This window comes from Bacteroides faecium (assembly GCF_012113595.1).
Classification (GTDB): Bacteria; Bacteroidota; Bacteroidia; order Bacteroidales; family Bacteroidaceae; genus Bacteroides; species Bacteroides faecium.
In genome coordinates this window covers 548,622-561,613 of record NZ_CP050831.1, presented here as the reverse complement: position 1 = coordinate 561,613, position 12,992 = coordinate 548,622, and the positions used below count along the sequence as shown (strand labels likewise).

General features: G+C 41.8%; 11 protein-coding genes and 1 tRNA gene. All 12 read left to right on the top strand.

What is annotated here, in order from left to right:
- Window positions 1–43 precede the first annotated feature (43 nt).
- The 12 genes from BacF7301_RS02330 to rpsG all read left to right on the top strand — a co-directional run bounded on the left by BacF7301_RS02330 (window position 44) and on the right by rpsG (window position 12,973).
- Window positions 44–116, top strand: a tRNA-Trp gene (locus tag BacF7301_RS02330).
- Between the two features lie 14 nt (window positions 117–130).
- Window positions 131–322 carry a preprotein translocase subunit SecE gene (gene secE / locus BacF7301_RS02325; RefSeq protein WP_004296363.1) on the top strand — a complete coding sequence of 64 codons (192 nt, stop codon included), beginning with the start codon at window positions 131–133 and terminating at the stop codon, window positions 320–322.
- A 17-nt stretch (window positions 323–339) separates the two neighbouring features.
- Window positions 340–882 carry a transcription termination/antitermination protein NusG gene (nusG, locus tag BacF7301_RS02320; RefSeq protein ID WP_044655864.1) on the top strand — a complete coding sequence of 181 codons (543 nt, stop codon included), beginning with the start codon at window positions 340–342 and terminating at the stop codon, window positions 880–882.
- A gap of 61 nt (window positions 883–943) precedes the next feature.
- Window positions 944–1,387: a 50S ribosomal protein L11 gene (gene rplK / locus BacF7301_RS02315; protein ID WP_004296361.1), complete on the top strand. Its 444-nt coding sequence runs from the start codon at window positions 944–946 to the stop codon at window positions 1,385–1,387.
- A 15-nt stretch (window positions 1,388–1,402) separates the two neighbouring features.
- Entirely contained in the window at window positions 1,403–2,101 is a 699-nt protein-coding gene (gene rplA / locus BacF7301_RS02310) for a 50S ribosomal protein L1 (RefSeq protein WP_004296360.1), read from the top strand.
- A 15-nt stretch (window positions 2,102–2,116) separates the two neighbouring features.
- A complete protein-coding gene (gene rplJ / locus BacF7301_RS02305) occupies window positions 2,117–2,635 on the top strand; it encodes a 50S ribosomal protein L10 (RefSeq protein WP_167959838.1) in 519 nt (172 codons plus the stop codon).
- A 47-nt stretch (window positions 2,636–2,682) separates the two neighbouring features.
- A complete protein-coding gene (gene rplL / locus BacF7301_RS02300) occupies window positions 2,683–3,057 on the top strand; it encodes a 50S ribosomal protein L7/L12 (protein ID WP_044655862.1) in 375 nt (124 codons plus the stop codon).
- Between the two features lie 104 nt (window positions 3,058–3,161).
- Entirely contained in the window at window positions 3,162–6,974 is a 3,813-nt protein-coding gene (rpoB, locus tag BacF7301_RS02295; protein WP_167959836.1) for a DNA-directed RNA polymerase subunit beta, read from the top strand.
- A 104-nt stretch (window positions 6,975–7,078) separates the two neighbouring features.
- The gene (rpoC, locus tag BacF7301_RS02290) at window positions 7,079–11,362 is read left to right on the top strand and encodes a DNA-directed RNA polymerase subunit beta' (RefSeq protein ID WP_167959833.1); all 4,284 of its coding nucleotides are present in this window, start codon (window positions 7,079–7,081) and stop codon (window positions 11,360–11,362) included.
- A 144-nt stretch (window positions 11,363–11,506) separates the two neighbouring features.
- Window positions 11,507–11,815 carry a DUF3467 domain-containing protein gene (locus tag BacF7301_RS02285; protein WP_167959831.1) on the top strand — a complete coding sequence of 103 codons (309 nt, stop codon included), beginning with the start codon at window positions 11,507–11,509 and terminating at the stop codon, window positions 11,813–11,815.
- Between the two features lie 136 nt (window positions 11,816–11,951).
- Window positions 11,952–12,353 carry a 30S ribosomal protein S12 gene (rpsL, locus tag BacF7301_RS02280; protein ID WP_005675419.1) on the top strand — a complete coding sequence of 134 codons (402 nt, stop codon included), beginning with the start codon at window positions 11,952–11,954 and terminating at the stop codon, window positions 12,351–12,353.
- A gap of 143 nt (window positions 12,354–12,496) precedes the next feature.
- A complete protein-coding gene (gene rpsG / locus BacF7301_RS02275) occupies window positions 12,497–12,973 on the top strand; it encodes a 30S ribosomal protein S7 (protein WP_005675420.1) in 477 nt (158 codons plus the stop codon).
- Window positions 12,974–12,992 lie beyond the last annotated feature (19 nt).

Here is a 12,992-nt window from a genome sequence, read left to right as displayed (position 1 = left end):
TTTAATCAGTTCCCGGTTTTAATCGGGAACTGATTATGTACACACGGGAGTAGCTCAGTTGGTAGAGCACCGGTCTCCAAAACCGGGTGTCGGGAGTTCGAGCCTCTCCTCCCGTGCTAATATTATTCAAATGAAAAAGGTAATAGCTTATATTAAAGAATCTTACGACGAACTTGTTCATAAAGTATCGTGGCCTACGTATTCTGAACTTGCTAACAGTGCAGTAGTTGTTTTATATGCTTCCCTGCTTATTGCATTGGTAGTATGGGGTATGGATGTCTGTTTCCAGAACTTCATGGAAAAAATTGTTTATCCACATTAAAAAAATAGGAATTAAAAATGGCTGAGATTGAAAAAAAATGGTACGTTCTGCGTGCTATTAGTGGTAAAGAAGCTAAGGTAAAGGAATATCTTGAAGCTGATCTTAAAAACAGCGACCTTAGTGAATATGTATCTCAGGTATTGATTCCTACTGAAAAGGTGTACCAGGTTCGCAATGGCAAAAAAATTGTGAAGGAAAGAAGTTATCTTCCTGGTTACGTTTTGGTGGAGGCTGCTTTGGTTGGTGAGGTTTCTCACCACTTGCGCAACACTCCGAATGTGATAGGCTTTCTTGGTGGCTCCGAAAAACCGGTGCCCCTCAGACAGTCAGAAGTGAATCGTATACTTGGTACAGTTGACGAACTGCAGGAAACGGGTGAAGAACTCAATATTCCATACGTGGTTGGTGAAACTGTAAAGGTTACTTTTGGTCCTTTCAGCGGATTCAGTGGCATCATTGAAGAAGTGAATAGTGAAAAAAAGAAACTGAAGGTCATGGTGAAGATATTCGGGCGCAAAACGCCGCTTGAATTAGGCTTTATGCAAGTGGAAAAAGAATAACGCGGAATTGTTACGCTGTTGTTGTTCTTCGTTTAATGTTTATATATAAATCAATAAAAAAATGGCTAAAGAAGTTGCTGGACTAATCAAATTACAGATTAAAGGAGGCGCTGCAAATCCATCCCCCCCAGTTGGACCTGCTCTAGGTTCTAAGGGTATCAATATCATGGAATTTTGCAAGCAATTCAATGCCAGAACCCAAGACAAGGCAGGTAAGATTTTACCTGTTATCATTACTTACTACGCAGATAAGTCTTTCGATTTTGTAATCAAGACTCCTCCCGTTGCTATTCAATTACTTGAAGTAGCTAAGGTAAAGAGTGGTTCTGCTGAGCCTAACCGTAAGAAAGTTGCCGAGCTTACTTGGGAACAAGTTCGTACGATTGCTCAGGACAAAATGGTTGACTTGAACTGTTTTACTGTGGAAGCTGCCATGAGAATGGTTGCAGGTACAGCTAGAAGTATGGGTATCGCTGTAAAAGGGGAGTTCCCGGTTAATAACTAATAAACTTCAATTGTAATGGGTAAACTGACAAAAAATCAAAAGTTAGCTGCAGAAAAGATTGAAGCAGGGAAAGCATACTCACTGAAAGAAGCTGCATCTCTGGTGAAAGAAATTACTTTCTCCAAGTTTGATGCTTCACTGGATATAGATGTACGTTTAGGTGTTGATCCACGTAAAGCTAACCAGATGGTGAGAGGTGTTGTTTCACTTCCTCATGGTACTGGTAAAGAAGTACGTGTATTGGTACTTTGTACACCGGATGCTGAAGCTGCTGCAAAAGAAGCTGGCGCTGACTATGTTGGTCTTGACGAATATATTGAAAAGATCAAAGGTGGATGGACTGATATTGATGTTATCATCACTATGCCATCTATCATGGGTAAAATTGGTGCACTCGGTCGCGTACTTGGTCCTCGTGGATTGATGCCGAACCCGAAGAGTGGTACTGTAACTATGGATGTTGCTAAGGCTGTAAAAGAAGTAAAACAAGGTAAAATCGACTTTAAAGTTGATAAGAGCGGTATCGTTCATACTTCTATCGGTAAGGTATCATTCAGTCCTGATCAGATTCGCGACAATGCGAAAGAGTTTATCTCTACTCTGAACAAACTGAAACCGACTGCGGCAAAGGGTACGTATATTAAGAGTATTTATCTTTCTAGTACAATGAGTGCGGGTATCAAAATCGACCCGAAATCAGTGGATGAAATCTAATAAAACAGAGAAAAAATGAGAAAGGAAGATAAAAGTACGATTATAGAGCAAATTGCTGCTACAGTAAAGGAATATGGTCACTTCTATTTGGTAGATGTTACAGCTATGAACGCTGCTGCTACCAGCGCACTGAGAAGAGATTGTTTTAAATCTGACATCAAATTGATGTTGGTTAAAAACACGCTGCTTCACAAGGCACTGGAAAGCCTGGAAGAAGACTTTTCACCTCTTTACAATTCTTTGAAAGGTACTACAGCCGTTATGTTTAGCAACATTGCAAACGTTCCTGCTAAACTTATCAAAGATAAAGCGAAAGATGGTATTCCCGGACTGAAAGCTGCATATGCAGAAGAAAGCTTCTACGTTGGTGCAGATCAATTGGATGCTCTCGTTGCAATCAAGAGTAAGAATGAAGTTATCGCTGATGTTATTGCCTTGTTGCAATCTCCGGCCAAGAATGTTATTTCTGCTCTTCAATCAGGTGGTAACACCATTCACGGCGTACTCAAAACACTTGGTGAGAGACCCGAATAATTTTCAAAAAACAACAAAGTATTTAAACAATTAAAATCATACAAAAAATGGCAGATTTGAAAGCTTTTGCAGAACAATTGGTTAACTTGACAGTAAAAGAAGTTAATGAACTTGCAACTATCCTTAAAGATGAATACGGTATTGAACCTGCTGCTGCAGCTGTTGCTGTTGCTGCTGGTCCTGCAGCTGGTGCTGCTGCTGTAGAAGAACAAACTTCTTTCGACGTAGTGTTGAAAAGCGCTGGTGCAGCTAAACTTCAGGTTGTTAAAGCCGTTAAGGAAGCTTGTGGCCTAGGTTTGAAAGAAGCTAAAGACTTGGTAGACGGTGCTCCTAGCACAGTTAAAGAAGGTTTGGCTAAAGACGAAGCAGAATCATTGAAGAAAACATTGGAAGAAGCTGGAGCTGAAGTTGAACTTAAATAACATTGGCCTGGTAATCAGGTAATTCGGTTAGGAATCCTTCGCAAGAGGATTCTTAACCTTTTTGTGTATATATTTCAAATTAAGTTCTCCAAATTCATTAATAGATGTCTTCAAATACTGTAAATCAAAGAGTTAATTTTGCTTCGACTAAGAATCCGCTCGAATATCCGGATTTCCTGGAAGTACAATTGAAGTCATTCCAAGACTTTCTACAATTAGATACCCCACCTGAAAAGCGTAAGAATGAGGGATTGTATAAAGTATTTGCTGAAAACTTCCCTATTGCCGATACTAGAAACAATTTTGTTCTTGAGTTTCTGGACTATTATATTGATCCGCCGCGTTATACCATCGATGATTGTATAGAGCGTGGGCTCACTTATAGTGTTCCTTTAAAAGCGAAACTTAAGCTTTACTGTACGGATCCCGACCATGAGGATTTTGATACGGTGATTCAGGACGTATTCCTCGGACCGATTCCTTACATGACTGATAAGGCTACTTTCGTCATTAACGGTGCCGAACGTGTAGTTGTGTCACAGCTTCACCGTTCTCCGGGTGTGTTCTTCGGCCAAAGTGTACATGCCAATGGTACGAAACTTTATTCGGCTCGTATTATTCCGTTTAAAGGTTCGTGGATTGAGTTTGCTACTGACATCAATAATGTGATGTACGCATACATTGACCGTAAGAAGAAATTGCCGGTAACTACACTATTGCGTGCGATTGGCTTCGAGAATGACAAAGATATTCTTGAAATTTTCAACCTTGCAGAAGATGTGAAGGTTAACAAGACAAATCTGAAGAAAGTGCTGGGCCGCAAGCTGGCTGCACGTGTCTTGAAAACATGGATTGAAGATTTCGTTGATGAAGATACCGGTGAAGTGGTTTCTATCGAGCGTAACGAAGTTATTATCGACCGTGAAACTGTATTGGAAGAAGTGCACGTGGATGAAATCCTGGAGTCGGGAGTTCAGAATATTCTTTTGCATAAGGATGAACCGAACCAGTCCGATTTCTCTATTATATATAATACGCTGCAGAAGGACCCGAGTAACTCGGAAAAGGAGGCTGTGTTGTATATCTATCGTCAGTTGCGTAATGCCGATCCGGCCGATGACGCAAGTGCACGTGAAGTTATCAACAACTTGTTCTTCTCAGAAAAAAGATATGACCTTGGTGATGTAGGTCGTTACAGAATCAACAAGAAGTTGAATTTGACGACTGATATGGACGTGCGTGTCCTCACGAAGGAAGATATCATTGAAATCATCAAATATCTGATTGAGTTGATTAACTCTAAGGCAGATGTGGATGATATTGACCACTTGAGTAATCGTCGTGTGCGTACAGTGGGCGAACAGCTTTCTAACCAGTTTGCTGTTGGTTTGGCTCGTATGTCCCGTACGATTCGTGAACGTATGAATGTTCGCGACAATGAAGTGTTCACTCCGATTGATTTGATTAACGCGAAGACTATTTCTTCTGTAATCAACTCTTTCTTCGGAACGAATGCCTTGTCTCAATTCATGGACCAGACAAACCCGCTAGCTGAAATCACGCACAAGCGTCGTATGTCTGCACTGGGTCCTGGTGGTCTTTCCCGTGAACGTGCCGGATTTGAGGTTCGTGACGTTCACTACACACACTATGGTCGTCTTTGTCCGATTGAGACTCCTGAAGGTCCGAACATCGGTTTGATTTCCTCATTGTGTGTATTCGCAAAAATTAATGAACTCGGATTCATTGAAACTCCGTATCGTAAGGTAGATAACGGAAAAGTGGATCTTTCTGATAACGGTCTGATTTATCTGACTGCTGAAGAAGAGGAAGAAAAGGTTATTGCACAGGGGAATGCTCCGTTGAATGATGACGGTACATTCGTGCGTAATAAAGTTAAGTCTCGTCAGGATGCTGATTTCCCGGTTGTTGAACCGCTGGAAGTGGACTTGATGGACGTTTCTCCTCAGCAGATTGCATCAATCGCAGCTTCATTGATTCCGTTCCTGGAACATGATGATGCTAACCGTGCATTGATGGGATCAAACATGATGCGTCAGGCAGTTCCATTGTTGAGAAGCGAGGCGCCGATTGTTGGTACAGGTATCGAACGTCAGTTGGTGAGAGATTCTCGTACGCAGGTTACTGCGGAAGGGGATGGTGTGGTTGACTACGTTGATGCTACTACGATTCGTATTTTGTATGACCGTACAGAGGATGAAGAATTTGTAAGCTTCGAATCTGCTTTGAAGGAATATAGATTGCCTAAATTCCGTAAGACCAATCAGAACATGACGATTGACTTACGCCCGACTTGTGAGAGAGGACAACGTGTGAAGAAAGGTGATATATTGACCGAAGGTTATTCTACTGAAAAGGGTGAACTGGCACTAGGTAAAAACTTGTTGGTTGCTTATATGCCTTGGAAGGGTTACAACTATGAGGATGCTATCGTTTTGAACGAACGTGTAGTACGCGAAGACTTGCTGACTTCAATTCACGTAGAAGAATATTCTTTGGAAGTTCGTGAAACAAAACGTGGTATGGAAGAGTTAACTTCTGATATCCCGAATGTGAGTGAAGAAGCTACTAAGGACTTGGACGAAAACGGTATCGTAAGAATTGGTGCCCGTATCGAACCGGGTGATATCATGATCGGTAAGATTACTCCGAAAGGTGAGTCTGATCCTTCTCCTGAAGAAAAACTGCTTCGTGCAATCTTTGGTGATAAGGCCGGTGATGTGAAAGATGCTTCACTGAAAGCTTCTCCTTCTTTGAAAGGTGTTGTTATCGACAAGAAGTTGTTCTCACGTGTTATCAAGAATCGTAGCTCTAAGCTTGCAGATAAGGCATTGTTGCCTAAGATCGATGATGAATTCGAATCAAAGGTAGCAGACTTGAAACGTATCCTGGTTAAGAAACTGATGACTTTGACAGAAGGTAAGACTTCTCAGGGTGTGAAAGATTATCTGGGTGCGGAAGTGATTGCTAAGGGTTCTAAATTCAGCGCGTCTGACTTTGATTCACTTGACTTTACTTCTATTCAGTTAAGTAACTGGACGAATGACGACCATATCAACGGTATGATTCGTGATTTGGTGATGAATTTCATCAAGAAATATAAAGAATTGGATGCTGAATTGAAGCGTAAGAAGTTTGCTATTACTATCGGTGACGAACTTCCTGCAGGTATTATTCAGATGGCTAAAGTATATATTGCTAAGAAACGTAAGATCGGTGTTGGTGATAAGATGGCGGGTCGTCACGGTAACAAGGGTATTGTGTCACGTGTCGTACGTCAGGAAGATATGCCGTTCTTGGCAGACGGTACTCCGGTTGATATTGTTTTGAATCCGCTGGGTGTGCCTTCTCGTATGAACATCGGTCAGATTTTTGAAGCTGTACTTGGGCGTGCCGGAAAGACATTGGGTGTGAAGTTTGCAACTCCTATCTTTGATGGTGCTACAATGGAGGACTTGAATGTATGGACAGACAAGGCAGGATTGCCGCGCTACTGTAAAACTTATCTTTGTGATGGTGGTACAGGTGAGCAGTTTGACCAGCCGGCAACTGTGGGTGTAACTTATATGTTGAAGTTAGGCCACATGGTTGAAGATAAGATGCATGCTCGTTCTATCGGTCCGTACTCATTGATTACTCAGCAACCTCTTGGTGGTAAGGCACAATTCGGTGGTCAGCGTTTCGGAGAAATGGAGGTTTGGGCACTCGAAGGATTTGGTGCTGCTCATATCCTGCAAGAAATTTTGACTATCAAGTCTGATGACGTGGTAGGACGTTCGAAGGCTTATGAAGCAATAGTGAAGGGTGAACCGATGCCGCAACCTGGTATACCGGAATCCTTGAACGTATTGTTACACGAGTTGAGAGGTTTAGGTTTGAGTATCAACCTAGAATAATATAATGAAGAATACGTGATGTCAACAAGCCGATGAAGGCTTGTTGACATCCGTGTCTTTTCAATTTGCAATGATTCAATTATCAAATCTCAATTATATAGAGTATGGCTTTTAGAAAAGAAAATAAGTCGAAAAGTAATTTCTCGAAGATCTCAATTGGTCTGGCTTCCCCGGAAGAAATCCTAGAGAATTCGAGTGGTGAAGTTTTGAAGCCTGAAACCATTAATTACCGTACATACAAACCTGAACGTGACGGTTTGTTCTGCGAGCGCATTTTTGGTCCTATCAAGGACTATGAGTGCCATTGCGGTAAATACAAACGTATCCGTTATAAAGGTATCGTCTGCGACCGTTGTGGTGTGGAAGTTACTGAGAAAAAGGTGCGTCGTGAACGTATGGGACATATCCAGCTGGTTGTGCCGGTGGCTCACATCTGGTATTTCCGTTCGCTCCCTAATAAAATCGGTTATTTGCTCGGATTGCCGACAAAAAAACTGGATTCGATTATATACTACGAACGTTATGTTGTTATTCAGCCGGGTGTAAAAGCTGAAGATGGCGTAGCTGAATATGATTTGCTTTCTGAAGAAGAATATCTGGATATTCTGGATACACTTCCAAAGGACAATCAATATCTTGAAGATAATGATCCAAACAAATTCATCGCTAAGATGGGTGCTGAAGCTATCTATGATTTGTTGGCTCGTTTGGACTTGGATGCTCAGTCTTATGAATTACGTCACCGTGCAGGTAACGATGCTTCACAGCAACGTAAGAATGAAGCGTTGAAACGTCTTCAGGTAGTAGAATCGTTCCGTGCATCACGTGGACGCAACAAACCGGAATGGATGATTGTACGTATTGTACCGGTTATCCCGCCCGAACTTCGTCCGTTGGTTCCGTTGGATGGTGGCCGTTTTGCTACATCTGACTTGAACGACCTTTATCGTCGTGTGATTATACGTAACAACCGTTTGAAACGACTGATCGAAATCAAGGCTCCGGAAGTAATCTTGCGTAATGAAAAACGTATGCTTCAGGAATCTGTTGATTCTTTGTTTGATAACTCACGTAAATCAAGCGCTGTAAAGACAGATGCCAACCGTCCGTTGAAATCACTGTCCGACAGTTTGAAAGGTAAGCAAGGACGTTTCCGTCAGAACTTGTTGGGTAAACGTGTTGACTACTCTGCTCGTTCAGTAATCGTCGTTGGCCCTGAATTGAGAATGGGTGAGTGCGGTATTCCTAAATTGATGGCTGCCGAACTGTACAAACCGTTTATTATCCGCAAACTCATCGAACGTGGTATTGTTAAGACTGTAAAGTCTGCGAAAAAAATCGTTGACCGCAAGGAACCGGTGATTTGGGACATTTTGGAACATGTAATGAAAGGACATCCGGTACTGTTGAACCGTGCTCCGACATTGCACCGTTTGGGTATCCAGGCTTTCCAGCCTAAAATGATTGAAGGTAAAGCTATCCAGCTGCATCCGTTGGCATGTACGGCATTCAACGCCGACTTTGACGGTGACCAGATGGCTGTTCACTTGCCTTTGAGCAATGAAGCAATTCTTGAAGCACAGATGTTGATGCTTCAATCACATAATATTTTGAATCCAGCAAATGGTGCGCCTATCACTGTACCTGCACAGGATATGGTTCTTGGTCTATACTATATTACCAAGTTACGTGCCGGTGCAAAGGGTGAAGGTCTGACATTCTACGGTCCGGAAGAAGCATTGATTGCTTATAATGAAGGTAGAGTGGATATTCACGCTCCGGTGAAAGTAATCGTGAAAGACGTAGACGAAAATGGTAACATTGTAGACGTAATGCGCGAAACTTCAGTAGGACGTGTGATTGTGAATGAAATCGTTCCCCCTGAAGCAGGGTATATCAATACTATTATCTCTAAGAAATCTCTTCGTGATATTATTAGTGATGTAATTAAGGTATGTGGTGTGGCTAAGGCTGCAGATTTCCTGGATGGGATCAAGAATTTGGGTTATCAGATGGCGTTCAAGGGTGGTCTGTCATTCAACTTGGGTGATATTATCATTCCGAAGGAAAAAGAAACTTTGGTGCAAAAGGGTTACGACGAAGTAGAACAAGTTGTAAACAACTATAATATGGGTTTCATCACCAACAACGAACGTTACAATCAGGTAATTGATATCTGGACACATGTTAACTCTGAGTTGTCTAACATCTTGATGAAGACTATTTCTTCGGATGATCAAGGATTTAACTCTGTTTACATGATGCTTGATTCAGGTGCCCGTGGTTCTAAAGAACAGATTCGTCAGTTGTCAGGTATGCGTGGTTTGATGGCAAAACCCCAGAAAGCAGGTGCTGAAGGTGGTCAGATCATCGAGAACCCGATCTTGTCGAACTTTAAAGAAGGACTTTCGGTATTGGAGTACTTTATCTCTACCCACGGTGCTCGTAAAGGTTTGGCGGATACCGCTTTGAAGACTGCCGATGCCGGTTATTTGACTCGCCGTCTGGTGGATGTATCACATGATGTGATTATTACAGAAGAAGACTGCGGTACACTCCGTGGATTAGTTTGTACCGACCTTAAGAATAACGATGAAGTTATTGCTACTCTGTATGAACGTATCTTGGGACGTGTTTCTGTACATGATATTATTCATCCTACTACTGGCGAATTGATAGTTGCCGGTGGAGAAGAAATCACCGAAGAAATCGGTAAGAAGATTCAAAATTCTCCAATCGAGAGTGTTGAAATCCGTTCGGTATTAACTTGTGAAGCAAAAAAGGGTGTTTGTGCAAAATGTTACGGACGTAACTTGGCTACGAGCCGTATGGTTCAGAAGGGTGAAGCTGTTGGAGTAATCGCTGCTCAGTCTATCGGTGAGCCGGGTACACAGTTGACATTGCGTACGTTCCACGCCGGTGGTACTGCTGCCAATATCGCAGCAAATGCAAGTATCGTTGCTAAAAATAGTGCTCGTCTTGAGTTTGAGGAGTTGCGTACTGTAGATATCGTTGATGAAATGGGTGAGTCTGCGAAAGTGGTAGTAGGTCGTTTGGCTGAAGTTCGTTTCGTAGATGTAAATACCGGTATCGTTCTTTCTACTCATAACGTTCCTTATGGTTCAACGTTATATGTAGGTGATGGGGAACTGGTAGAAAAAGGCAAGTTGATTGCTAAATGGGATCCGTTCAACGCTGTTATTATCACGGAAGCAACCGGTAAGATCGAATTTGAGGGCGTAATTGAAAACGTTACTTATAAGGTTGAATCGGATGAAGCTACAGGTCTCCGTGAAATTATCATTATTGAATCTAAGGATAAGACGAAGGTTCCTACGGCTCATATCCTGACAGAAGATGGTGATTTGATACGTACTTACAACTTGCCGGTGGGTGGTCACGTGATTATCGAAAATGGTCAGAAAGTGAAAGCCGGTGAAGTAATTGTGAAGATTCCGCGTGCCGTTGGTAAAGCGGGTGATATCACGGGTGGTCTTCCTCGTGTTACCGAATTGTTTGAAGCTCGTAATCCATCTAACCCTGCTGTCGTTTCTGAAATTGACGGTGAGGTTGCAATGGGTAAGATTAAACGTGGTAATCGTGAGATCATCGTAACTTCCAAAACAGGTGAGGTTAAGAAATATCTGGTTGCATTGTCCAAACAGATTCTAGTACAGGAAAACGACTATGTACGTGCTGGTACTCCATTGTCTGATGGTGCTACTACTCCTGCGGATATCCTGGCTATTAAAGGTCCTACAGCTGTACAGGAATATATCGTGAATGAAGTTCAGGATGTATACCGCCTGCAGGGTGTGAAGATCAATGATAAGCACTTTGAGATTATCGTTCGCCAAATGATGCGTAAAGTACAGATTGACGAACCGGGTGATACTCGCTTCTTGGAACAGCAAGTTGTAGACAAGCTGGACTTCATGGAAGAAAATGACCGTATCTGGGGTAAGAAAGTAGTGGTTGACGCTGGTGATTCTCAAAGTATGCAAGCTGGTCAGATTGTAACTGCCCGTAAGCTGCGTGATGAGAATAGTATGCTGAAACGCCGTGACTTGAAACCTGTTGAGGTTCGTGATGCTGTGGCTGCTACATCTACTCAGATTCTTCAGGGTATTACACGTGCCGCTTTACAGACTTCAAGCTTTATGTCGGCTGCTTCCTTCCAGGAAACAACGAAGGTATTGAATGAAGCTGCTATTAACGGTAAGGTTGATAAACTTGAAGGTATGAAGGAAAATGTGATCTGTGGTCACTTGATTCCGGCAGGTACAGGACAGCGTGAATATGAAAAATTGATCGTTGGTTCGAAAGAAGAGTATGACCGTATCTTGGCAAATAAGAAAACAGTACTCGACTACAATGAAGTAGAATAATACAATTCAATTGACTATATGAGAAGGAGCGATTGCCGAATGAGGTAATTGCTCCTTTTTTTTGTTTCTTTTTATTTAAGTGTATGGCCTTTGTCTCAGGAAAATTGTGTTATTTTGCAGGATAACTATTAATCATATTATATAATGGAAGAGCAAAATAACAACGGGCAATTACAGATTGAGTTAAAAGAAGAAGTAGCACAGGGTACATATGCCAATCTAGCTATTATAACCCATTCAAGCTCAGAATTTATTCTTGATTTTATACGCGTGATGCCGGGTGTGCCGAAAGCTGGCGTGCAATCGCGTGTCATCGTGGCTCCCGAACACGCAAAACGACTGCTGCGGGCATTGGAAGATAATATCGCTAAATATGAACGTGTATTTGGTCCGATACGTATTTCCGATGAATCTCCTATTGCTCCCCTGACAAGTGTAAAAGGTGAAGCGTGAGACTGATATAAAAATATTAAAAAATAAAAAAAGGTTGTGGCGCATTGAATATTCAAATATTATTCGTATTTTTGCAGCCCAAAATGTATAGTTACGAAATTAATATAACAATAATATAAATCAAAAAACAATTAAAATGCCTACAATTCAGCAATTAGTAAGAAAAGGACGCGAAGTGCTGGTGGAGAAAAGTAAATCTCCAGCCTTGGATTCATGTCCTCAAAGACGTGGCGTTTGCGTGAGAGTATATACTACTACTCCGAAGAAGCCGAACTCTGCAATGCGTAAAGTAGCTCGTGTACGTTTGACTAACCAGAAAGAGGTTAACTCTTACATTCCGGGAGAAGGACACAACTTGCAGGAACACTCAATCGTTTTGGTACGTGGCGGTCGTGTAAAAGACCTTCCGGGTGTACGTTATCACATCGTTCGTGGTACGCTTGATACAGCAGGTGTCGCTGGTCGTACTCAAAGACGTTCTAAATACGGAGCTAAGCGTCCGAAACCAGGACAAGCTGCACCGGCTAAGAAAAAATAAGGATTAAGACCTAATTAAAATCAAAGTAATAACTTACGTTTTAGTTTGTTGGAAATGCTAAAGGTTGAGTAAATTCTCCGGTGGGAGAGTTGAAGAAGTCGAGAAGTAGACAACCAAGAACAAAAACATTATTTTTCAAACAAATGAGAAAAGCAAAACCCAAAAAACGTGTAATCCTTCCGGATCCCGTTTTTAATGACCAAAAGGTTTCAAAGTTCGTAAACCACTTGATGTATGATGGTAAGAAGAATACATCTTATGAAATCTTTTATGCCGCTCTGGAAACAGTGAAAGTGAAACTTCCTAACGAAGAAAAATCTGCTCTTGAAATCTGGAAAAAGGCTTTGGATAATGTGACTCCGCAAGTGGAAGTTAAGTCTCGCCGTGTAGGTGGTGCTACTTTCCAAGTTCCTACTGAAATCCGTCCGGATCGTAAGGAATCAATCTCAATGAAGAATTTGATCCTGTTTGCTCGTAAAAGAGGTGGTAAATCAATGGCTGACAAGTTGGCTGCTGAGATCATGGATGCCTTCAATGAACAAGGTGGTGCATACAAACGTAAAGAAGATATGCATAGAATGGCTGAGGCTAACCGTGCATTTGCTCATTTTAGATTCTAATACTATAAGATACAATCAA

Excerpts from the sequence above, each read along its gene's own strand:
- rplJ (WP_167959838.1), top strand. The coding sequence starts at position 2,117 with ATGAGAAAGGAAGATAAAAGTACGATTATAGAGCAAATTGCTGCTACA.
- nusG (WP_044655864.1), top strand. The coding sequence starts at position 340 with ATGGCTGAGATTGAAAAAAAATGGTACGTTCTGCGTGCTATTAGTGGT.
- rpsG (WP_005675420.1), top strand. The coding sequence starts at position 12,497 with ATGAGAAAAGCAAAACCCAAAAAACGTGTAATCCTTCCGGATCCCGTT.
- rplL (WP_044655862.1), top strand. The coding sequence starts at position 2,683 with ATGGCAGATTTGAAAGCTTTTGCAGAACAATTGGTTAACTTGACAGTA.
- BacF7301_RS02285 (WP_167959831.1), top strand. The coding sequence starts at position 11,507 with ATGGAAGAGCAAAATAACAACGGGCAATTACAGATTGAGTTAAAAGAA.
- rplA (WP_004296360.1), top strand. The coding sequence starts at position 1,403 with ATGGGTAAACTGACAAAAAATCAAAAGTTAGCTGCAGAAAAGATTGAA.
- rpsL (WP_005675419.1), top strand. The coding sequence starts at position 11,952 with ATGCCTACAATTCAGCAATTAGTAAGAAAAGGACGCGAAGTGCTGGTG.
- rpoC (WP_167959833.1), top strand. The coding sequence starts at position 7,079 with ATGGCTTTTAGAAAAGAAAATAAGTCGAAAAGTAATTTCTCGAAGATC.
- secE (WP_004296363.1), top strand. The coding sequence starts at position 131 with ATGAAAAAGGTAATAGCTTATATTAAAGAATCTTACGACGAACTTGTT.
- rplK (WP_004296361.1), top strand. The coding sequence starts at position 944 with ATGGCTAAAGAAGTTGCTGGACTAATCAAATTACAGATTAAAGGAGGC.
- rpoB (WP_167959836.1), top strand. The coding sequence starts at position 3,162 with ATGTCTTCAAATACTGTAAATCAAAGAGTTAATTTTGCTTCGACTAAG.